The 21,708-nt window shown below is 40.4% G+C and carries 20 protein-coding genes; 14 read left to right on the top strand and 6 right to left on the bottom strand.

Annotation, left to right across the window (positions count from 1 at the left end; all coding sequences use genetic code 11):
- Positions 1 to 109: 109 nt before the first annotated feature.
- The 7 genes from H6541_02480 (at position 110) to purB (ending at position 8,016) form a co-directional block, all read left to right on the top strand.
- Entirely contained in the window at positions 110 to 1,276 is a 1,167-nt protein-coding gene (locus H6541_02480; GenBank protein MCB9014633.1) for a proline dehydrogenase family protein, read from the top strand.
- A gap of 144 nt (positions 1,277 to 1,420) precedes the next feature.
- Positions 1,421 to 2,119: a hypothetical protein gene (locus H6541_02475; protein ID MCB9014632.1), complete on the top strand. Its 699-nt coding sequence runs from the start codon at positions 1,421 to 1,423 to the stop codon at positions 2,117 to 2,119.
- Positions 2,120 to 2,221: 102 nt separating this feature from the next.
- Positions 2,222 to 4,519: a TonB-dependent receptor gene (locus tag H6541_02470; GenBank protein ID MCB9014631.1), complete on the top strand. Its 2,298-nt coding sequence runs from the start codon at positions 2,222 to 2,224 to the stop codon at positions 4,517 to 4,519.
- 54 nt (positions 4,520 to 4,573) lie between these two features.
- Entirely contained in the window at positions 4,574 to 5,398 is an 825-nt protein-coding gene (locus tag H6541_02465; protein MCB9014630.1) for a DUF4249 domain-containing protein, read from the top strand.
- A 145-nt stretch (positions 5,399 to 5,543) separates the two neighbouring features.
- On the top strand, positions 5,544 to 5,732 hold the full coding sequence (locus H6541_02460; protein ID MCB9014629.1) for a hypothetical protein: 189 nt from the start codon (positions 5,544 to 5,546) through the stop codon (positions 5,730 to 5,732).
- Positions 5,733 to 5,821: 89 nt separating this feature from the next.
- Complete coding sequence (locus tag H6541_02455; GenBank protein MCB9014628.1) at positions 5,822 to 6,463, top strand: lactate utilization protein; 642 nt, start codon at positions 5,822 to 5,824, stop codon at positions 6,461 to 6,463.
- A 200-nt stretch (positions 6,464 to 6,663) separates the two neighbouring features.
- Positions 6,664 to 8,016, top strand: a complete 1,353-nt coding sequence (purB, locus tag H6541_02450; protein MCB9014627.1) for an adenylosuccinate lyase — start codon at positions 6,664 to 6,666, stop codon at positions 8,014 to 8,016.
- A 112-nt stretch (positions 8,017 to 8,128) separates the two neighbouring features.
- Here purB and H6541_02445 read toward each other — a convergent pair whose 3' ends face one another.
- Genes H6541_02445 through H6541_02435 form a run of 3 tightly spaced genes read right to left on the bottom strand, consistent with a single transcriptional unit; the run spans position 8,129 to position 11,416 of the window.
- Positions 8,129 to 9,355, bottom strand: a complete 1,227-nt coding sequence (locus H6541_02445; protein MCB9014626.1) for an alanine dehydrogenase — start codon at positions 9,353 to 9,355, stop codon at positions 8,129 to 8,131.
- A gap of 60 nt (positions 9,356 to 9,415) precedes the next feature.
- The gene (gene tsaE, locus H6541_02440) at positions 9,416 to 9,856 is read right to left on the bottom strand and encodes a tRNA (adenosine(37)-N6)-threonylcarbamoyltransferase complex ATPase subunit type 1 TsaE (protein MCB9014625.1); all 441 of its coding nucleotides are present in this window, start codon (positions 9,854 to 9,856) and stop codon (positions 9,416 to 9,418) included.
- A 6-nt stretch (positions 9,857 to 9,862) separates the two neighbouring features.
- Positions 9,863 to 11,416: a bifunctional response regulator/alkaline phosphatase family protein gene (locus tag H6541_02435; GenBank protein ID MCB9014624.1), complete on the bottom strand. Its 1,554-nt coding sequence runs from the start codon at positions 11,414 to 11,416 to the stop codon at positions 9,863 to 9,865.
- Between the two features lie 165 nt (positions 11,417 to 11,581).
- On the opposite strand from H6541_02435, the gene H6541_02430 reads away from it, so the two are divergent.
- The 7 genes from H6541_02430 (at position 11,582) to H6541_02400 (ending at position 18,648) form a co-directional block, all read left to right on the top strand.
- Positions 11,582 to 12,826 carry an HD domain-containing protein gene (locus tag H6541_02430; GenBank protein MCB9014623.1) on the top strand — a complete coding sequence of 415 codons (1,245 nt, stop codon included), beginning with the start codon at positions 11,582 to 11,584 and terminating at the stop codon, positions 12,824 to 12,826.
- Between the two features lie 99 nt (positions 12,827 to 12,925).
- Complete coding sequence (gene lpxD / locus H6541_02425; GenBank protein ID MCB9014622.1) at positions 12,926 to 13,948, top strand: UDP-3-O-(3-hydroxymyristoyl)glucosamine N-acyltransferase; 1,023 nt, start codon at positions 12,926 to 12,928, stop codon at positions 13,946 to 13,948.
- A gap of 94 nt (positions 13,949 to 14,042) precedes the next feature.
- Entirely contained in the window at positions 14,043 to 15,443 is a 1,401-nt protein-coding gene (locus H6541_02420; protein ID MCB9014621.1) for a bifunctional UDP-3-O-[3-hydroxymyristoyl] N-acetylglucosamine deacetylase/3-hydroxyacyl-ACP dehydratase, read from the top strand.
- Between the two features lies 1 nt (position 15,444).
- The gene (lpxA, locus tag H6541_02415) at positions 15,445 to 16,230 is read left to right on the top strand and encodes an acyl-ACP--UDP-N-acetylglucosamine O-acyltransferase (GenBank protein MCB9014620.1); all 786 of its coding nucleotides are present in this window, start codon (positions 15,445 to 15,447) and stop codon (positions 16,228 to 16,230) included.
- A 71-nt stretch (positions 16,231 to 16,301) separates the two neighbouring features.
- A complete protein-coding gene (locus H6541_02410; protein MCB9014619.1) occupies positions 16,302 to 16,961 on the top strand; it encodes an ATP-binding cassette domain-containing protein in 660 nt (219 codons plus the stop codon).
- A gap of 110 nt (positions 16,962 to 17,071) precedes the next feature.
- On the top strand, positions 17,072 to 17,638 hold the full coding sequence (gene efp / locus H6541_02405; protein MCB9014618.1) for an elongation factor P: 567 nt from the start codon (positions 17,072 to 17,074) through the stop codon (positions 17,636 to 17,638).
- A 71-nt stretch (positions 17,639 to 17,709) separates the two neighbouring features.
- Positions 17,710 to 18,648 carry a UDP-3-O-(3-hydroxymyristoyl)glucosamine N-acyltransferase gene (locus H6541_02400; GenBank protein MCB9014617.1) on the top strand — a complete coding sequence of 313 codons (939 nt, stop codon included), beginning with the start codon at positions 17,710 to 17,712 and terminating at the stop codon, positions 18,646 to 18,648.
- Positions 18,649 to 18,659: 11 nt separating this feature from the next.
- Here H6541_02400 and H6541_02395 read toward each other — a convergent pair whose 3' ends face one another.
- The 3 genes from H6541_02395 to H6541_02385 all read right to left on the bottom strand — a co-directional run bounded on the left by H6541_02395 (position 18,660) and on the right by H6541_02385 (position 21,700).
- Positions 18,660 to 18,968, bottom strand: a complete 309-nt coding sequence (locus H6541_02395; GenBank protein MCB9014616.1) for a hypothetical protein — start codon at positions 18,966 to 18,968, stop codon at positions 18,660 to 18,662.
- Positions 18,969 to 19,208: 240 nt separating this feature from the next.
- Complete coding sequence (locus H6541_02390; protein ID MCB9014615.1) at positions 19,209 to 20,600, bottom strand: O-antigen ligase family protein; 1,392 nt, start codon at positions 20,598 to 20,600, stop codon at positions 19,209 to 19,211.
- Between the two features lie 101 nt (positions 20,601 to 20,701).
- Entirely contained in the window at positions 20,702 to 21,700 is a 999-nt protein-coding gene (locus tag H6541_02385) for a hypothetical protein (protein MCB9014614.1), read from the bottom strand.
- Positions 21,701 to 21,708 lie beyond the last annotated feature (8 nt).

Here is a 21,708-nt window from a genome sequence, read left to right as displayed (position 1 = left end):
AGTTTTTACTATTAAACAGTAAAAAATGTAAAACGTTTATCCATGCCCATAATATTTAATGTGAATTTGTACATTTGGCAAAAAAAAGCAGCCATTTATGGAGCCTCTGATTTCCGGATTCGACAACACTGAGATTGCCTTCAGGCACTATTCCGGGCATGATTTACGCAAAGCCCGTTTGCTCTTTCAAACTTTATCGAAGCCCTGGATTGTTAAAACCGGCAAAGTATTAATGAATTTCGCACTTCAAACCGGCATTCCAGTTGACTGGGCTGTAAAACCAACCATCTACAGTCATTTTGTAGGCGGATTTACCCTAAGCGACTGTGAACCTGTAGTCAATAATTTGGCAAATTACAGGGTACATTCCATTCTCGATTATTCTGTTGAAGGAAAACACGATGAAAAAAGCATGCAGCTTACGCTTGACGAAACATTGCGCTCTATAAAAAATGCCGCCGGAAACCCACACATTCCTTTTGCTGTTTTCAAGCCCACGGCATTTGCTTCTCACAAATTGCTTGACGAAGCCTCTCCTGATAAGCCACTGAACAATATCATGTTGGCCGAGTTTGAAAAATTTAAAAACAGAATAGAAATACTTTGCAGTGCAGCCAGTCAGTCAGGGGTGCCGCTTATGATTGACGCGGAAGACAGCTGGTATCAGCATCTGGTTGATGAAGTTGTTGAAAGCATGATGCAAAAATTCAACAAAGAAAAAGCCATTGTATTTAATACCCTGCAGATGTACAGGCATGACAGGATTGCATTTCTGAAAAAAAGCATCAGCAAGGCAAAAGAAGGGAAATATTTTCTTGGTGTGAAGTTTGTGAGAGGCGCCTACATGGAAAAAGAGCGGTTCAGGGCGGCAGAAATGGGCTATCCGTCTCCAATTCATCCCAACAAAGCTGCCACTGACAAGGCCTTTGATGAAGCATTAAACATTTCAGTGAACAACCTTGATGTTGTTGAAATTTTTTGCGGTTCGCACAATGAAAACAGCAATCAGTTGCTGGCAAACGAAATGGACAGGCTAAACATTCCCCGTGATGACAGGCGCATCTGGTTTGCACAATTATTTGGCATGAGCGACCACATCAGCTTCAATCTGGCAAATGCAGGTTTTAATGTGGCCAAATATGTCCCTTATGGGCCCGTTAAATCAGTGATGCCATACCTTATTCGCCGGGCCGAAGAAAACACCTCCATCGCTGGTCAGACCAGCCGGGAGCTTTTACTTATTCAAACCGAATTAAAGCGAAGAAAACTCGCCTGATTTGCGTTTTTATACACTCTGCGCTGACAATTCATCCGTCAGATTGAGTAATTCATCCTGCCAAAATGCCCTTCTACCGATTCTGATGAGGGGGTATCATTACTGAGATCTATTTTTGCACAAGTAAACTTAATCTCAAAACTGATGATATCCTTAAAAAAACTCAACACCATTGCATCCATTCTGATATTTTTCTTTCTGCTGCTTTACACAGTAATTGCTTTGGGGCAGAATAACCAGGAAACCCAATATCTCCTATCAGGAAAAAACATCAAAATCAGTGGTTTTGGAGGGCCTACCCTAAGTTTTTCGCAAATAACAAACGAGCCGGCTGTTCTTACAGGTGGCGGTGGAGCCGTACTTTTTAATCAAACTTTTTTTGCCGGCATTTTTGGTGAAGGGCTGAGTTCTGATCACAGATTAAAACAGCTTCAGATGGAAAATGATTTTGGCAACATCTCTACATTTTATGATGTAAGAACCGACTTCGGATATGGAGGCTTGTGGCTGGGTTACATTCATCAACCTAAAAATGCGGTTCATTTTGGATTAAGTACAAAAATCGGATGGGGTAGCATAAGCCTGGCTGAAAGAGACTATCATATTGACTGGCATGACAACATTATGAACGATGTTGTGTTTGTTTTTAATCCTCAGGCTGAAATTGAGTTAAATCTTTACCGCTGGTTTAAACTTAATATTGGCGTAGGATACAGGTTTGTCAGCGGCCTGGATAAAACATACGTAAACCAGCTGGGGCAGGAAAAAAAATATTTTCAAAATACCGATTTTTCTCAACCTCATGCAACCATAGGTTTGCTTTTTGGCGGATTTGGAAAATAAACAATAAACCTGGTAAAATTCACGCTTAAATACCACTATTTACAAATGAAACTCAAATACCTGATTATAATATCTCTGCAACTTATTTTGCTTAACACAGCAATGGCTTTTACCTTTCCGGATGAAACAGGGGGCAAACGATTTACCATAAGCGGCAATATAAAAGAAAAACAAACCGGTGAAGAATTGATCGGAGCAACAATTTATATCAAAGAAATCAAAACAGGTACAACATCCAATGTATACGGGTTTTATTCTATTAGTCTGAATCCGGGTCGATATACCATTATTTATTCATTTATTGGATTTTCTCCGATTGAGAAAGCAATTGATTTGCAAGAGAATACAACTATCAATATTGAACTTTCAACAAAAGAACAAAAGTTAAAGGAAGTTATTATAACAGGAGAACGGCCCGATGAAAACATTCGCAAACCGGAAATGAGTGTTGTAAGAATGGATATAAAAACCATCAACCGGATTCCGGCACTGATGGGCGAAGTAGACATTATCAAAGCCATTCAGATGCTTCCAGGAGTGCAGTCAACTGCCGAAGGTTCATCAGGATTCAGTGTGCGAGGCGGAGGCCCTGACCAAAACCTGATATTGCTCGACGAAGCAATTGTTTACAACGCTTCACATCTGCTTGGATTTTTCTCGGTTTTTAATAACGATGCCATAAAAGATGTAACCCTTTACAAAGGCGACATTCCGGCATCAAGCGGTGGTCGCTTATCATCGCTGCTTGATATCCGCATGAAAGATGGAAATCAAAAAACACTCACTGCAACTGGCGGAATTGGCACTATATCGAGCCGGCTAACCGTTGAAGGCCCGCTTGAAAAAGACCAAACCTCATTTTTATTAGCAGGTCGCAGGACTTACGTAGATATTTTCCTCCCCTTCGCCAAAAACAAGGACATCAGGGACAACATATTGTATTTCTATGATTTTAACGCAAAAGTAAATCATAAAATTAACGACCGTAACCGCATCTTTTTATCAGGTTATTTTGGTCGCGACGTATTCAGCAACAATTTTGCACGCATGAGTTTGGGCAACCAAACCGGTACTTTGCGCTGGAACCATCTCTTTTCGCAAAAGCTATTCTCCAATTTTACCTTCATACACAGTATGTATGATTATCAACTGGGTACACCCGACGGAAACGCCAACTCTTTTCTGTGGAAATCAAAAATGCAGAACCAAAGTTTAAAAGCTGATTTCTCATGGTATGCCAGCCCTCGGAATTCCATTCGTTTTGGAGCCTCGGCTATTGTACATACATTTGACCCTGGAAACGCAAAAGGCACAGGAAGTGAGAGTTTGTACACCGAATTTAAACTTGAACGCAACTATGCATTGGAATACGGCCTGTATGCCAGCAATGAACAAAAAATCACTGACAATTTGCTGATCAAATACGGAGTAAGGCTTTCAGCCTTTCAAAATATCGGCCCGGGTACTGTTTACAATTATAACAACTACATCGTTACCGATTCTACTACATATGGTAAAAGAAAAATTTTTAACACTTACGCAGCTCTTGAACCCAGAATTGGCATCAACTACATGCTTTCAAACAAGGCCTCAATAAAGGCAAGTTACTCGCGTACAGTTCAGTACATTCACCTTGCACAAAACTCAACAGCCGGCACCCCGCTTGATTTATGGTTTCCAAGCAGCCCTAATGTAAAACCTCAAAAAGCCAATCAGTTTGCTATCGGATATTTTAGAAATCTGAAAGAGAATACGATTGAAACTTCTGCTGAAATTTATTATAAAACCATGACAGATGTTATTGATTTTAAAGACAATGCAGAACTTTTGCTTAATCCGGAGTTAGAGGGTGAACTTCGAACCGGCACCGGACTGGCCTATGGTCTGGAATTGATGGCAAAAAAGAACAGCGGAAAACTTAACGGATGGGTAAGCTATACATGGTCGGCCACACGCAGGAAAATTGCAGCAATTAACAACGGGAATTCATACAGAGCCCCTTATGAGAAGCCTCACAATATTTCCGTTGTATTGAACTATGAATTTAATGAAAGGGCTGTTTTGTCGGCAAACTGGGTTTATGCAACAGGAGCTCCGGTAACCTTTCCAACCGGCCGGGCTGTCATAGGAAATGTAATTGTGCCGGTTTACAGTGCCCGCAATGCCTATCGCTTGCCTGATTACCATCGCCTTGATCTTTCTTTCACTGTTAAAGGAAAAAATAAAAAGGAACGCAGATGGCAGGGCGAATGGAATTTTTCTGTTTACAATGCCTATGGCCGTAAAAACGCCTGGGCAATAAATTTTGTTCAGGAACAAGGCAATACTGCCGAAACCTATGCTGAAAAAACATACCTGTTCAGCATAATACCTGCTATCACTTACAATTTCAAATTTTAATCTGGCAATAAAATGAAATATCGCAACATAAAATCACGGATCAAAGTGCTGCTGATGATATCCGCCCTATTCTTTATGGCAGCTTCCTGCACTGAGCGTATTGATATAGAGTTGGACGACAGTTATGCCCGTTTGGTAGTTGAAGGAATTATCACAACCGACTCCACTCCTCATTTTATTAAGCTCACCAAAACCAGCAGCTATTATTATTCAGAAAAACCACCGGCAGTTAGTAACGCAGTTGTTACCATTGATGACGGCGAATCAACCATCACATTAAGCGAATCAGAGCCAGGCGTTTATCAAACGCCACTGCATTACAAGGCCATTCCCGGCCGCACCTACAAACTGAACATCAGCCTGGACTCACCTATTAGTGGCCAACAGAACTATTCAGCTCAATCATATTGCTACCCCGGCCTCGTGCTCGATTCTATAAAAGCTGTCTACCGCGACGATATCAGCAGTAAGGGGTATTATGAAATAAAATGTTATGCACAGGATCCTCCTACCAAAGATTTTTACATGTTCCGGATTTACAGGAATGGGGTTTTATTATCTGATTCGCTGAATAAAGTATTGGTAACCGATGACAGATTTTTCAATGGCAATTACACCAACGGTATTGGCGTAGGATTTCTGGATCAATCAAACCCCCTTGAAAAAGTGGAGCCAGGCGATCAAATGAGTGTTGAAAGTTCACGCATTACTGAAGAATATTACACATTTGTTATGCAGCTTCAAATGCAATCAGGATTTCAAACACCACTTTTCAGCGGTCCTCCATCTAATATTTCAGGCAACATCAGCCACGACGCCATCGGTTTTTTTACTACTTACCCGCTCTATAAAAGTCATACCATTGCACAAAGCCGCTAAACTAAAGACCGAGGCTTATGCCATGTGTGACCAATGCTAAAAAAATGTTAAAATCAGGTTTTTAAACAACAAGACAGCAACGATAGCGTTAATATTTCAAACGATTGCACTCAGAAAGTTGTTTCATTTATAAAAACACTAAACGATGTTGGAATACACAAAAACAGTGCTTCAAAAAGTTAGTTTCAATCGCGAACTTTTTAAGAAAGAGTTAATCAAATCATTGCATTGGCTTAAAAAGGAAGAGGTTATTTTGCTTCAGGTATGGTGTGTAATTCTGTACAACGACCGTTATAGCGAAATTATCCGCGATGTTTTCAGTAAAATTTCATAATCTTCAATATTATCTTTTAAAGAGCCGGCATAATAGCCGGCTCTTTTTTATTCTGGCAATTGGGGAGTATATTTGCAAAAAAAACAGCGATGGAGCACTATCATCAATGGCACACAAAAACCATAGGCAAGCGAACAGTTGAAAGCCTGAACCGCAATCAGTTTGATGCAAAATTCTTTGACCATCTGGCTGATGCCACCACACATATCTGCAACCAGATAAAACCCGGAATGAAAATAGCTTTTGGAGGTTCCATGACCATCAGATCAATGGAAATCAGAGAGAAAGCCAGAGCCCTGGGCGCAATACTGATTGATCATGGAAATCCGGAACTTAACGACGAGGAAAAACTGGAAACCATGCGACAGGAACTCACCAGTGATATTTTTATCTGCAGCAGTAATGCTATCACAACAGAAGGAACCCTAATCAATGTTGATGGCTATGGCAACCGGGTGGCCGCTATGATTTTTGGCCCGCGAAAAGTAATTGTGGTAGCAGGCATAAATAAAGTTGTAAAAGACGAAGCCGCCGCTTTTGAAAGAATTGAGCAATTGGCAGCACCCATGAATATGAAACGGCTTGAACGTGAAACGCCCTGCACACATGACGGCATTTGTCATAATTGCCAATCTGCAGCCAGAGGTTGCCGCGCATATACCATCATCCGTAAAAGGCCAGTGCATACACCAACTGAGGTTCTGATTATAGATGAACCTTTGGGAATGTGAGCAAAATGCCTGATACAATGAAAATATACACCCTCAAATAGTCAATTTAAGTAAAATAAAGCGCATGGCTCATCATAGGAGAGCCTCAAAAACAATACATTAACGCAATAAAGAGCTGCTTAAGCTAAAAAAAAACAAAAAAAATTGCATTAGTTAACATTGCTTGCTTACTTTTGACCATTGCTTTAAATAAGAACCCCATGGAATTAACTACATTAAATGCGATATCACCCGTTGATGGTCGTTATAGAAAACAGGTAGAAGGCCTGACCTATTTTTTTTCAGAAGCTGCATTAATCAACTATCGTGTATTTGTTGAGGTTGAATACTTTATTGCACTGTGCAATATTCCTTTGCCTCAGCTTAAAGCTATTACTATTGCTGATTACGATAACCTGAGAGCATTGTGCCGCGATTTCACATTTCAGGATGCTGCTGATGTTAAAGAAATTGAAGCCATCACCAACCATGATGTAAAAGCAGTAGAATACTATTTAAAGAAAAAGTTCGATAAGATAGGACTAGGAAAGTATAAAGAATTCCTCCATTTCGGGTTAACATCGCAAGACATTAACAACACAGCCAGCCCTTATGCGCTCAGGCTTGCACTTGACGATGTAATTCTGCCGGTTCTTGAAGATTTGGTTAAAAAACTGACCATCAAGGCCAAAAGCTGGAAACAGATACCCATGCTGGCTCGCACACACGGTCAGCCGGCCTCTCCTACCACTGTTGGAAAAGAATTTTATGTATTTGCCGAACGACTGAAACAACAAATAAAACAATTAAAAGCGGTTCCTTTTACGGCAAAATTCGGAGGCGCAACCGGCAATATGAATGCACACTATGCTGCATATCCTGAAATTGACTGGTTTGCCTTTGCCGATCATTTCACCCGCAATCATTTAGGCCTTGAAAGACAAAAAGTAACTACCCAGATAGAGCATTATGACAATCAGGCAGCTTTATTTGACGCACTTAAACGCATCAATACTATTTTGATTGATTTAAGCCGTGACATTTGGGCATATGTATCAATGGATTACTTTAAACAAAAAATCAAAGCCGGAGAAGTGGGCTCATCGGCCATGCCTCATAAAGTAAATCCAATTGATTTTGAGAATGCTGAAGGCAATCTGGGTATTGCCAACGCGCTGTTTGAGCATCTTTCAGCTAAATTACCCATTTCACGCCTGCAGCGCGACCTGACAGATTCAACTGTTACCAGAAACATTGGAGTTCCTGTAGCTCATAGCATTATTGCCATTAAATCAATTCTTAAAGGCCTCAGCAAGCTTGTGCTGAATGAAGAGAAATTGTACAGCGATCTTGAAAACAATTGGGCTGTAGTTGCAGAAGCCATTCAAACAATTTTGCGGCGCGAAGGATTCCCCAAACCATATGAAGCACTGAAAGAACTCACCCGTACCAACAGTAAAATTACAGCTGAAACCATCGCTGTTTTTATTGACGGTCTTAATGTGAACGATAAAATCAAAAACGAATTGAGAGCATTAAGCCCTCACAACTATATTGGCCACTTTACAATTTAGCAGCGAAAATTCAAAACAATAAGAAAGGGTGTGTTGAAATAAATTCAACACACCCTTTCTTAATTCTATATTTTACGATGAAGCAATCAAAGTGCACCCAACGCACTTTTCATCAGTGAAAAGCAGCAATAAGCAATTCAATATCCTTGTGTGGCAAATGAAAATATTCGCTGATATAACGATTGGTCGAAATCCCGTTATAAAGGTAAACTCCATGGCGCACCCCGCTGTCAGCCCGTAAAATATTACTGATACCTCCTTCTTCACCAATTTTAAGGATAATGGGAGCAAGCAGGTTGCTGAGCGCGCGCGAGGCAGTGCGGGGCACTTTTGATGCAATATTCGGAACGCAATAATGCGTTACACCATATTTTTCAAAAACGGGTTTTTTATGATCGGTGAGTACTGAAGTTTCAAAACACCCGCCCTGATCAATACTCACATCTATAATTATTGCGCCGGCTCTCATTTGCTGAACCATTCCTTCCGACACACACACAGGAGAAAGACCTGCCTGCGAGCGGATAGCTCCGATGGCTACATCAGCAGTATGCAAGGCATCGCTAAGAGGCTGAGGTTGAATAACACTGGTAAAAATCCGGGTACCAATATTATTTTGCAACCTGCGGAGCCGGTAAACAGAGCTGTCAAAGACCTTAACCATTGCACCCATACCCATAGCTGCACGGGTTGCAAATTCACCAACAGTTCCGGCGCCCAAAATAACCACTTCGGTTGGAGAGATTCCGCTGAGCCCTCCAAACATTAGTCCACGGCCATAGTCAGGGTGGCTCAGGTATTCGGCAGCAATCAGAATAGAAGTATTTCCGGCAATTTCGCTCATGGCTCTGATGACCGGATAATTGCTATCCCTGTCTTTTATATACTCAAAAGCAATTGCAGTAATTCTTTTTGCTGCCAGTTGCCTGAAATATCCATCAGATAAACCTGCCAGATTCAACGACGAAAGTAAAACCTGTTTGCCTTTCATCATCTCTATTTCAGTTAAAGTAGCCGGAGCTACCTTTATTAAAACATCTGACTGAAATACCGTTGAGGAATCGTATGCAATTTCAGCCCCTGCATCGCTGTATTGATTGTTTGAATAATGTGCTGCAGCTCCGGCATCATTTTCAACAATAACCTTATGCCCTTCGTTTACCAATAAGGCAACAGCTTCAGGAACCAAAGAAATGCGATTTTCGAGAAATGCTGTTTCTTTGGGAATACCAATGCTGAGCTTGCAGGCTTTATTCGGAATCTCAAGCCTCTCCTCCTGTGGCATCAATCCGGCTGAGTGCGCCGGAAACATAATAAAATCCCGCTTTTGTTCTTCCATTTTCCCTGATTAATACCTCCTGATACAATGGCTAATTTACAAAAAAAAGAGACAATTGCGCTATTTAATGACAGGAGCATTTACAAGAAACATTCTGGTCTGATCCGATTCGTTTACACGGATGCTGATCTGTACAGCATCTTCAGGAATAAGTTCGGCAGCCATCTCGGGCCACTCTACAAAACAAATATTTCCTGAATAAAAATAGTCCTCATAGCCAATATCCATCAGTTCTTCCTGCTTACGTAAGCGGTACAGGTCAAAATGGAAAACACTTTTTCCCTCTTCAGTAAGATATTCATTTACAATTGAAAAAGTAGGACTGTTTACAATATCTTTAACCTGTAAAACCTTGCATACAGCTTGTATAAAAGTGGTTTTTCCGGCTCCCATTGGCCCTGAAAGAGTAAAAATTCTGCCATTGGGATATTGCCGTATGATGGCGGAGGCTACTTCGTCAAGTTGAAGAAGATCAGTACAGTGAAATTCATGAGTACTCATTGTGTTTTATCGGGGTTTTAAGGTGATAAAAGGCACCATTATTTCTTCCATCGAAATACCTCCATGCTGGAAGGTATTGCGATAATAGTTAACATAATAGTTGTAATTGTTAGGATATGCAAAGAAATCGGAATTCCGGCAAAAAACATAATTTGAGCTCACATTGGTTTTTGGCAGATAAACATCAGCCGGATTCTTCACTTCAAATACTTCCTTACGATTATAGCTTAAACTCCTTCCCGTTTTATAACGCAGGTTTGTGTTTGTGGCTTTATCTCCTATAATTTTAACAGGGGCATCAACTTTTACTGAACCATGATCAGTGGTGATAACTGTCGTAATTTTCCGGTCTGATAAAAATTTGATAATCTCCAGAAGCGGTGAATGCTCAAACCATGAAACGGTAATTGAACGATAAGCGGCTTCATCATCAGCCAATTCACGTATTACTTCCATTTCGGTACGTGCATGAGAAAGCATATCAACAAAATTGTAAACAATAACATTCAGCCTGTTCCCCAGCAGGTTGGGCATTGTTTCAACCAATTTTCGGCCGGCTGCCAGATTAAGAATTTTATGATAAGAATACTTTATGTCACGTCCGTACCTTTTCAATTGCTCGCCTAACAATTCAGATTCAAATTGATTTTTAGTGCCTTCGTCATCCTCATTCACCCAATAGCGCGGATACTTTTTCTCAATCTCGGTTGGCATGAGTCCTGAAAACAAAGCATTACGTGCATATTGCGTGGTAGTAGGCAGAATGCTGAAATAGATATCATCACGTTCAACCCTGAAATATTCTTCAACTATTGGCTGCAAAATCTTCCATTGGTCGTAACGCAGATTATCGATAAGGATAAAAAACAGGCTTTGGTTCTCTTCCACCAAAGGCATCAGTTTTTCCTTCAGTAAGGTATGCGACATAACAGGGTGATCCTGCGTTTTACCCTGTATCCATTCCATATAATTTTGTTCAACATAACGGCTAAAAACCTGACCCGCCTCATCCTTCTGCATTTTTAGCACTTCAATGATGCCGCTGTCTTTTGATTTTTCCAATTCAAGTTCCCAATAAATCAGCTTCCGGTAAACATCCATCCATTCATTAAAATTCAGCCGGTTACTGATTTCCATGCCAATATTTCTGAATTGCTGCTGATAGTTGAATGTAGTTTTCTCACTGATTAACTTTTTGTTATCAAGGTTTTTCTTGAGGCTAAGCAATATCTGATTGGGATTTACCGGTTTAATCAGGTAATCTGAAATTTTCGAACCAATGGCTTCCTCCATAATCGACTCTTCTTCACTTTTTGTAATCATAACAACCGGCAAGTTGGGAAAAGCATTCTTCATTTGAAGAAGAGTTTCAATACCTGACAAGCCGGGCATTTGTTCATCAAGAAAAACAATATCAAAAGGCCGGGATTTGAGGATTTCAATAGCCTCAACACCATTGTTACTTGTATAAACATCATATCCCTTATCTTTAAGAAACATGATATGTGGTTTCAAAAGGTCAATTTCATCATCGGCCCATAATATGGTTATATTCTCCATGTCAAGAATTATAAGTGTAAATTGTTTGAGTTTCGGGCTTGTAAAATCAGTAAATTTGCCCGGTCGTTTTATGATCTCAATTATAATGCCGATAATTGGTTTTTAGTATGTAACCGGCATATAATTTAACATAATTTCGCATCTACAAAGATAAGGCAAATCGTGATCCAGAATTCCCGCAACAAAAGAAAAATAGTCAACGACCCCGTTCACGGGTTTGTCACCATTTCGCCAGAGTTGTTGTTCGATTTAATTGAACACCCATGGTTTCAACGATTACGCCGAATCAGACAACTTGGTATGGCCGGAATCGTATATCCGGGAGCCTTACATACCCGTTTTCATCATGCGCTGGGCGCCATGCATCTTACGCAGGAAGCCATTGACACCCTCAAACTGAAGGGTTTTAAAATTACAGATGAAGAAGCCGAAGCCACGCTCATTGCTATTTTATTGCATGATATTGGACATGGCCCTTACTCACATGCACTGGAACATAGCATTGCGGAAGGAATCAGTCATGAGGAACTTTCGGCACTTATGATTCAAAGCCTTAACCAGCAATTTAGCGGCCGGCTTGAATTGGCTCTGAGCATATTTACCAACAGCTATAAAAAACACTTTTTGCATCAGCTTGTTTCCAGTCAGCTTGACATGGACAGGCTGGATTATCTGAAACGCGACAGTTTTTATACAGGCGTATCAGAAGGCGTGATTAATACCGAACGCATTATTAAAATGCTAACCATACACGATGACGAGCTGATGGTTGAAGACAAGGGTATTTATTCCATTGAGAAATTTATTGTTGCCCGCCGTTTAATGTACTGGCAGGTATATTATCACAAAACAGTTGTTGCGGCAGAAAATGTACTGATCAATCTTTTGAAAAGAGCAAAAAAACTTGTCGAAGCAGGCGTATCTCTATTTGCAACACCTGTGTTTACTGAATTTTTGCAACATCACTACACATACAACGATTTTGCCGGGAATGCGCATTTGCTTGAAAAATTTGCACAGTTAGACGATCATGATGTATTTACAAGCATAAAAGTCTGGATGCATCATCCTGACTTTATCCTGTCATACCTGAGCCAGGCACTGGTTAACCGTCATTTATTTAAAATTGAACTTCGCAACCAGGCGTTTTCAGGCTCAGAAATTCTTTCCATTAACCAGTCAATTGCCCGTGCATTTCCTAAAATCACTCCTGAAGAAACCTCTTACCTTTTTGCAAGCGGAATCATTACCAACAATGCCTATGTTCCTGAACGCGATAAAATAAGCCTGCTTCAACGCGATGGTAAGGTGAGTGATATTGCAGAATCGTCAGACCAATTAAACATTTCATTGCTTACCAGCACCGTAACAAAACACTTTGTGTGTTATCCGAAAACTATAAAGTCTTGAAAAATGTTTTAGTCTGATAGATAAAATACCTAATATCAGGCATTAAACAACAACCGAGCACCATCAACTATCACAAACACCATAACCTTAAAGCCAATTATGAAATTCACCGCCAGCGAAATTGCAGCGCTCATCAACGGAAAAGTTGACGGCAATCCATCAACCGAAGTGTATAAACTTTCAAAAATTGAACAGGGCGAACCTGGCTCCATCTCGTTTTTAGGAAACCCCAAATACACGCACTTCATTTATTCCACTGAAGCTTCAGTCGTTATTGTAAACACTGATTTCATGGCCGAGCGCCCTCTTAACTGCACATTAATCAGGGTTGAAAATGCCTATAATGCATTTGCGCAGATGCTTGAAGCTTACAATCAGATAAGACAAAACAAAACAGGCATCTCAAAACATGCTTACATTGCTGAAAGCGCAAAAGCAGGAGCCAATTGTTACATTGCTGAATTTGTCAGTATCGGAGAAAATGTAGTGATTGGCGACAATGCCAAAATATACCCCAACAGCACAATTGGAGACAATGTGACAATCGGGAAAGACAGCATTATTTATGCAGGAGTAAAGATTTATCATGATTGCCAGATAGGCGCATCATGCACTCTTCATGCCGGAGTGGTGATTGGAGCTGATGGCTTCGGTTTTGCCCCTCAAAGCGACAATCATTACCAAAAAGTAGCCCAAATTGGAAACGTTATCATTGAAGACAACGTTGAAATTGGAGCCAACACCACCATTGACAGGGCAACACTGGGCTCGACCATTATCCGCAAAGGAGCAAAAATTGACAATCTGATTCAGATAGCACACAATGTTGAAATTGGCGAAAACACAGTAATAGCTGCACAATCAGGCGTTGCCGGCTCGGCAAAAGTGGGCAAAAATTGTATGATAGGCGGACAAGTTGGGATAATTGGCCACCTCGAGGTGGGTGATAATGTAAAAATTGCAGCACAATCGGGCATTTCGTCAACAGTTCCGGCTGATTCGATTATGATGGGCAGCCCTGCATTTGACATCTCGGTATATAAAAAATCATATGTCTACTTCAGGAACCTCCCCAAACTTGCCAACAGGGTAAGCGAACTGGAAAAAAAGCTAGGAAAATAGCGGTTTCATTGCCACTATTCTCCCTTATGCGCTGATTTGCAACCAAATAAATAAGAGTTTCTGTATAATAAAATTTTGTAATTTTGCCAGCCGTATGTCAGAAAAACAAAAAACGTTAAAAGAAGCTGCAACCATATCAGGTGCAGGACTTCATACCGGAAAAGATGTTACATTAACATTCAGACCTGCTCCGGAAAATCATGGATTTAAATTTCGCAGAATTGATCTGCCTGGTCAGCCTGTTATTGATGCCGATGCCGACCACGTAGTGGATACATCGCGCGGTACAAGTCTGGAACATAACGGCACTAAAGTAAGTACCATTGAGCATGTATTAGCTGCCCTCACTGGTATGGATTTGGACAATGTGCTGATAGATCTTGATTGTACCGAGACACCAATACTTGACGGCAGTTCGAGATTTTATGTTGAAGCCATTGAAAAAGCAGGTATAGTTGAGCAAAATGCCGAGAGGCAATACTTCAAAATCAAAGAAGTTCTGCGTTACTCCGATCCTGAAAAGAATATCGAATTGCTGATACTGCCGGATGAAACATACAAGGTTTCGGTAATGATTGATTATGACACCAAAGTTTTAGGTACTCAAAATGCCCATTTGAGTCATATCAACGATTTCGCCTCAGAAATAAGCGCCTGCCGCACATTCGTATTTTTACATGAGCTTGAATACCTGATAAAGAACGATCTGATTAAAGGTGGCGATTTAAGCAATGCCATTGTCTTTGTCAACCGGCTAATAGAACAGGATGAGTTAGATCGCTTAGCCAAATTTTTCAACAAACCAAGGGTAGAAGTATTAAAAGAAGGCATACTGAACAACCTCGAGCTGCACTTCTCGAACGAACCAGCCAGACATAAACTGCTGGATGTCATCGGCGATCTTTCGTTAGTCGGAACCCGCATAAAAGGCCATGTAATAGCCAGCAGGCCCGGACATCATGCCAATACCGAGTTTGCCAAATTATTAAAGCATCACATCAAAAGCGAAAATGCGCAGCCCGTTATTCCGGCTTACGATTTGAGGAAAGCTCCCTTATACGACATCAACGACATTAAGAGAATTCTTCCGCACCGACCTCCTTTCTTGTTGGTTGACAAAATCCTCAACATGAGTGATCACGATGTTGTAGGATTAAAAAATGTGACCATGAATGAGGGATTTTTTGTGGGACATTTTCCCGACGAACCTGTAATGCCTGGTGTTTTAATTGTTGAAGCAATGGCACAGACAGGCGGAATTTTTGTATTGAGTTCAGTACCTGATCCTGAAAACTACATTACGTATTTTCTGAAAATAGAAAATGTGCGCTTCAGACAAAAAGTAGTTCCCGGCGACACACTCATTTTCCATCTCGAACTAATTTCTCCATTTCGCAGGGGCATCAGCCATATGCGTGGAACAGCTTATGTAGGCAACAAAATTGTGACTGAAGCTGAACTAATGGCACAAATCACCAAAAAACCCAAATGCTGATATGAATCAACCTTTAGCCTACGTGCATCCACAGGCAATTGTTGCCAAGAATACTGTAATAGAGCCCTTTGTAAATATTGAAAAAAACGTTGAAATTGGTGAAGGCACCTGGATTGGTTCAAATGTAACCATTATGGAAGGAGCCCGCATCGGCAAAAACTGCAAAATATTTCCGGGAGCCGTTATTTCAGCAGTACCGCAGGATTTAAAATTCAACAACGAAGACAGTATTGTCAGAATTGGAGACAACACTGTGATTCGCGAATTTGTGACCATTAACCGCGGAACAAAAGCCAATTATGAAACCGTAGTCGGAAACAATTGTTTGCTTATGGCCTATGTGCATGTTGCACACGACTGTGTGGTTGGAAACAATGTAATTCTGGCCAATGGAGCAACTCTTGCAGGACATATTACAGTTGACGACTGGGCAATTATTGGCGGGTTATCGGCTGTACATCAGTTTGTTAACATTGGGTCGCATGTAATGATATCAGGAGGCTCATTGGTTCGTAAAGATGTACCCCCATTTACCAAAGCTGCGCGGGAACCACTTTCATATGTTGGTATTAATTCCATCGGTTTGCGCCGAAGAGGATTCACACCTGAAAAAATCAGAGAAATCCAGGATATTTACAGGTATATTTACCTGAAAGGAAACAATGTAAGTCAGGCACTTGAGTATATTGAAGCCAATCTTCCGGCAACTTCAGAACGTGATGAAATTATTTCGTTTATCTCTAACTCGAGCAGGGGTATCATGAAAGGATACACCAAACAAATTTAACTGCAACGCACTGCACATACAAACAGCAAAACAAGCCACACACCCAACTCTGTTCTGAACAACTATTTGAAATGGTAACCATCACGCTTGAAAAAGCAGGCAAGAAATATAACAACGATTGGATTTTCTCCGAACTGAACTGCACGCTCTCCGGAGGTGAGTCAGTCGTTATTCTGGGATCAAATGGCTCTGGAAAATCTACACTTCTTCAGGTCATTGCATCTGCCATTATGCCAACCACAGGCAAAGCAACCTATTTATTCAAAGGGGCTGAAATCAAGCCTGAGCAGGCTTTCAGGCTAATGTCAATTGCGGCACCTTACATAGAGCTTATTGAGGAATTCTCGCTGACTGAAATGATTTGCTTTCACCGCAGAATGAAACCACTGGTCCGTAATATGTCGACCCCGGAACTTATCAGAATGTGCCAGCTCGAAAAGAATTCAGACAAACCGTTAAAGTACTTTTCATCAGGCATGAAGCAAAGACTAAAACTGGCCCTGGCTATAATGAGCGACACCCCTGTGCTTTTGCTTGACGAACCTATTACCAATCTTGACCACAACGGAATTGACTGGTATAATGACATGGTTTCCAAAACAATGCGCGATCGTTTAATTGTTGTAAGCTCCAATTCAATTACTGCTGAGCACTCTTTTTGCACATCAAATATAAACATTGAAGATTACAAGAAAGCCAGGCAATTTGAAAATTCGACCATCTTTCAATAAAGCAAACCCGGGCATCATTTTAGCTGACTGCTTTAAAATGAAGCCATAAGGTATTGCGGAATTGGATAAAAAGGCTACCTTTGTACCAAAAATAACAATTACCAGAATTTATGGCAACAACCGCTGATTTTAAAAACGGCATCTGTATTGAATTTAACGGTGAATTATACTCATTGGTAGAATTTCAGCATGTTAAACCAGGCAAAGGCGCTGCATTTGTAAGAACAAAGCTCAGAAATCTTAAAACAGGCAAAGTAATACCCAATACTTTTAGTGCCGGAGTAAAAATTGATATCGCCCGTGTTGAACGCAGGCCATATCAGTATCTCTATAAAGATGATAACGGGTATAATTTTATGCATAGTGAAACCTATGATCAGGTTTCAATTGAAGAAGCTATTATCAATGCCCCGCAATTCCTTAAAGAAGGACAAAGCGTTGAAATTCTGTTTCATGCTGAAACTGAAACTCCCCTGAATTGCGACCTTCCTCCTTTTGTTGAACTTACTGTTACCTATACCGAACCCGGACTTCGTGGCGACACCGCAACCAATACGTTGAAAAAAGCTACAGTAGACACCGGAGCTATTGTTAACGTACCTTTGTTTATCAATGAAGGTGAACGGATTAAAGTGGATACACGCACCAGTGAGTATTCAGAAAGAGTAAAATCCTGATTTAACACACAAACTTTTAACCGGGCCTGCTTTGCAACAGCCCGGTTTTTTTTACCTTAACAATTTATCCAATGAAACTTTCTCCTGCATTTACACTGAGTTCAATTTCACAGTTAATTGACGCCAAATATGCTGGCGACCCTGAATTCATTATTTCAGGCCTGAATGAAATTCACATGGTCGAAGCTGGCGACCTCACCTTTGTTGACCATCCAAAATATTATGATAAAGCCCTGAACTCTAAGGCGACAACTATCATTATCAACAAAGAGGTACCCTGCCCTGCTGGAAAAGCACTCATCTTCCACTCCGACCCTTTTGCAGCATATGTATCGTTAGTTAAACGATTCAGACCTTTTGAACCAGCAACAGCTTCTATCAGCCCTTCAGCAGTAATTGGAGAAGGAACCATCATACAGCCCAATGCGTTTATCGGAAACCATGTAACTATAGGCCGCAATTGCATTATTCATGCTAATGCAAGCATTTATGATCATTGCGTGCTGGGTGACAATGTCATTATCCATTCCAATTCAGTGATTGGAGCCGATGCCTATTATTTTCAACGGAAACCCGAAGGTTACCGTAAGTTTGAATCATGTGGACGTACTGTTATCAGCGATAATGTTGAAGTGGGAGCACTTTGCACTATTGATAAAGGCGTATCCGGAGATACATTCATCGGGAAAGGTACCAAATTTGACAATCATGTGCAGGTTGGACATGACACCTATATCGGCAACAATTGCCTCATTGGATCCCATTGCGCTATTGCAGGCGTAACCCGTATCGAAGACGATGTAATACTGTGGGGCAAGGTTGTTATCAACAAAGACCTGGTTATTGGCAAAGGAGCTATAATACTGGCCACTTCCGGTGTCGGAAAAAGCCTCGAAGGCGGCAAAACATATTTTGGCATTCCGGCTGATGAAGCCAGAAAAAAATGGCGCGAAATCGCTGCTTTAAGACAATTGCCCTCTATTATTGGCTCGCTGAATAGTGTTGAGTAATTCTCGATTTTTTAACACATCGAGGCAATATGCCGGCACCATTCATTTCGGTTTTTTACTTTAAACCTGAATTGACGTCCGTCAATTGTTATGACATCTAAACCACGCGGAATGAACTTAAGGATATTGTAAAACAGAATATCCTTAATTTCTTTTGGCAATAACTCAAAATCGGGCAGCGCCTGTTCGTTTTCCAGCGACTTAAAATATATACGCTGATTGGTAATAATCAGCTTCCCTTTCGTTTCAGAAGAACCGGAGCAGTGAAACGTATCTGTTGCCCTCACAACAACCTCATTTGCCTTTAATTCTATTTTCATAACTCAATGTCTTAGGATAAAATATTTGTTTTCAAATTACGTGCCAACAAATTAAACACCTGTTAATCTGATTATTAGCCAGTTCCTCTCAATTTCATCACGCTTTACTGATGTCCATAATTGTACACAGGTTTGTCCGGAATCAAACGTAAGAGCCACTTGTTGACAACAACTAGACGGGATAATTGCTCAAGAGTTACAATGAAAGAAAAAATAAATAGCCTGTGTGGGAAGGAATAATCATTTTTCTAAATCAGCAGACGGTTCATCGGTAGTAACAACCACGTCGTCAGTCTTGTCTTTGTGATAAAGATCCAAGGCCACCAGCATGGCAAAGAAACCCCAGAATGGAACCGAAGCTTTGTCTGTATCCAGAAAATTATTCAAAAGTCCATGAATAAAATAGGTAACAAGAGAAAGTACGAGTATGATACTGAATAGGCGAATTTCCCTGTTTCGGGCTTTGATATATACCCTGATACCTGTCCAAACTATAACTGCAATCAGGGAAAGAATGCTTAACAAGCCTGGTAAGCCCTGTTCAGAAAGCGGCCCGATATACTCACTATGTGCATTCCCCAAATCGCCTGCATTGGTGCTGATAATGGTACGCTCTTTCGACCGCTGAAACGGAGCATAAATAAACTGGTAGGTACCAGGCCCCCAGCCTAAGACAGGCCGCTCGGCAAACATTCTGAATGCTGACTGCCACCGGTTGATTCGCTCCAGATTTGAAGCATCGGAGGAAATATTATAAATAGACTGCACATGCTCAATAAAATTGGCCGAGGAATCTTGTTTATTTTTTTCCAGAACATATAAGATTTCAGACTTAAACATGAAGAAGCAAGCCACCAGGGCCAACAGTCCTGAAATAATCCATCTGAATTTAATCTTATAAACAATCAGAAACAACACAATAAAAGCTACAGCTAAACTAACCCAGGCCGCCCTGCTATAGGAGAGAAACAAAGCTATAAAAATGATTGCAGAAGCAAGTAAAGCATATAGTCTGTAAGTACGTGAGCGTGCTTTATCCATTGCAAAACCAATCATAACAGGAATAAAGAAAGCCAGAATGCCTCCATAAGCGGTATGATCGTTATAGAAAGGCTTCATTACCCAATGCCCTTGCTTTTCAGCAAAGCCATAAGAAGCGTGTTGAACAGTAGTATAGATGATAACAATAATCAAAGAAGCCACATATAGCCAGTTGAAGCGGGTGATATTTTTGACATCTTTAAACAATACAATGCCCAGAAAATAAAAGGGTACAACAAACCACAAACGGGCTGCCAGGAATTTAAATGAAACAATGGGTATTTGGCTGGTAATACTGGTAATCAGCAACCATATCAGATTAAAGAAAATAGCGATAGTAACCGGATGTTTCAGTATTTTCTTATCATAATGGCCATGAAACATCGTTTTAAGCAGAAATAGTAACAATACGCCTACCATCAGAGGCTCAGAAGGCAGTGATATGCCAATGCCCAGTTCGGAGTCAGCCAGATTAATGGATAACGGAGTAACCAATACGATAAGAAGCAACAGTTTATCGAGCCAAAAAATATAGAGCAAAGCAACAACAATTGCAAGTGGAATGATAATTCCCCAATAGAACTCCTTCATAATCAATAAGGAGTTAAGCAGAACAAATAATCCGCTTAAAATATAAAACCACTTGACTTTAATATTTGCCAACACTTTGAGCTGATTATAATGATAATCAATTAAGCCTTGGTTGAGGCTTTAAATTCTTCGTTGATATGGCGATTCTCAATCACAGAGATAACCACTACTCCGAAGAAGAGAGAGGCAACCACAGAGTACAACATGATTAACCACCTGACCGGATATGTTTTTTTATCGGCGACCACAGGAGGCGTAACAACATTGGTAAAAGTAAATTCTTTTTGAGCATCATAAAATGCCTGATCGTATTTAAGTTCAAATTCGGCATAAATATGCAGAATATCATTTCTGCGTTGTGTAAGAATAGCCATTTCACCGGCCTTTTGCTCAAAATTTGACTTCATACGAAGGACATCCTTCATATTAATGTTGGTAGAATTTGATCCGTCAACAGTTCTAAGATATCCTCTGGTAATTTCCCGCGATTGAGCTTCATAATCAATTAACTCATAATTGACCCTGAGGTCAGCCAGTTGCTTTTCAACACTGTCTAACTCCGCCTTTTTTTCCTGAAGTGTGCGGCCGAGGCTTAACACAACCTCAAAATATTTATCTCTGTGTATCTTTCTGATTTTCTTATTACAAAAATCGATGATTGAAAGAACCATTTCATTCGCAATTACAGGGTCAGTATCTGTTACCTGTATTTCAATAGACTCCCATTGAGTTTTATTAATCTCTACATTCTGCCTGTAAAGGTGATTCATTGTAGAATAGTAGTATTTATAAGAAGAGTCAATCTTATAATGCTTCGACAAATTGAATTTTTTGATTATACTGTCCTTGATATCAGAAGACTGAAGCCATTGCAGCATTTGTTCTGACTCGCTTTCATCAGAATAAGGAGCAATATTGGACGGGTAAACCAAGGCAAAAGATTTATACCTAGGCTTAATAAAAAACGAGCCCGAAAATATCAGAGCAAGCACTGCTGCAAATAAAACGATACTTAGCAGATGCCATTTCCACTTAATGAATATCCTCATCAGGTGGATATTATTGAAATAATTGTCCATAGTTGGCTTGATATTATCCATTATATTGA

This window comes from Lentimicrobiaceae bacterium, assembly GCA_020636745.1.
In the GTDB taxonomy this organism is placed as follows: domain Bacteria; phylum Bacteroidota; class Bacteroidia; order Bacteroidales; family Lentimicrobiaceae; genus Lentimicrobium.
Note: the sequence above shows the minus strand (reverse complement) of the source record. Positions and strands in the feature narration are given on the sequence as shown.

What these genes read in the sequence shown, in the direction of transcription:
- H6541_02475 (MCB9014632.1), top strand. Translation starts at nt 1,421, where the DNA reads ATGATATCCTTAAAAAAACTCAACACCATTGCATCCATTCTGATATTT.
- H6541_02470 (MCB9014631.1), top strand. Translation starts at nt 2,222, where the DNA reads ATGGCTTTTACCTTTCCGGATGAAACAGGGGGCAAACGATTTACCATA.
- H6541_02465 (MCB9014630.1), top strand. Translation starts at nt 4,574, where the DNA reads ATGATATCCGCCCTATTCTTTATGGCAGCTTCCTGCACTGAGCGTATT.
- H6541_02460 (MCB9014629.1), top strand. Translation starts at nt 5,544, where the DNA reads ATGTTGGAATACACAAAAACAGTGCTTCAAAAAGTTAGTTTCAATCGC.
- H6541_02455 (MCB9014628.1), top strand. Translation starts at nt 5,822, where the DNA reads ATGGAGCACTATCATCAATGGCACACAAAAACCATAGGCAAGCGAACA.
- purB (MCB9014627.1), top strand. Translation starts at nt 6,664, where the DNA reads ATGGAATTAACTACATTAAATGCGATATCACCCGTTGATGGTCGTTAT.
- H6541_02445 (MCB9014626.1), bottom strand. Translation starts at nt 9,355, where the DNA reads ATGGAAGAACAAAAGCGGGATTTTATTATGTTTCCGGCGCACTCAGCC.
- tsaE (MCB9014625.1), bottom strand. Translation starts at nt 9,856, where the DNA reads ATGAGTACTCATGAATTTCACTGTACTGATCTTCTTCAACTTGACGAA.
- H6541_02435 (MCB9014624.1), bottom strand. Translation starts at nt 11,416, where the DNA reads ATGGAGAATATAACCATATTATGGGCCGATGATGAAATTGACCTTTTG.
- lpxD (MCB9014622.1), top strand. Translation starts at nt 12,926, where the DNA reads ATGAAATTCACCGCCAGCGAAATTGCAGCGCTCATCAACGGAAAAGTT.
- H6541_02420 (MCB9014621.1), top strand. Translation starts at nt 14,043, where the DNA reads ATGTCAGAAAAACAAAAAACGTTAAAAGAAGCTGCAACCATATCAGGT.
- lpxA (MCB9014620.1), top strand. Translation starts at nt 15,445, where the DNA reads ATGAATCAACCTTTAGCCTACGTGCATCCACAGGCAATTGTTGCCAAG.
- H6541_02410 (MCB9014619.1), top strand. Translation starts at nt 16,302, where the DNA reads ATGGTAACCATCACGCTTGAAAAAGCAGGCAAGAAATATAACAACGAT.
- efp (MCB9014618.1), top strand. Translation starts at nt 17,072, where the DNA reads ATGGCAACAACCGCTGATTTTAAAAACGGCATCTGTATTGAATTTAAC.
- H6541_02400 (MCB9014617.1), top strand. Translation starts at nt 17,710, where the DNA reads ATGAAACTTTCTCCTGCATTTACACTGAGTTCAATTTCACAGTTAATT.
- H6541_02395 (MCB9014616.1), bottom strand. Translation starts at nt 18,968, where the DNA reads ATGAAAATAGAATTAAAGGCAAATGAGGTTGTTGTGAGGGCAACAGAT.
- H6541_02390 (MCB9014615.1), bottom strand. Translation starts at nt 20,600, where the DNA reads ATGAAGGAGTTCTATTGGGGAATTATCATTCCACTTGCAATTGTTGTT.
- H6541_02385 (MCB9014614.1), bottom strand. Translation starts at nt 21,700, where the DNA reads ATGGATAATATCAAGCCAACTATGGACAATTATTTCAATAATATCCAC.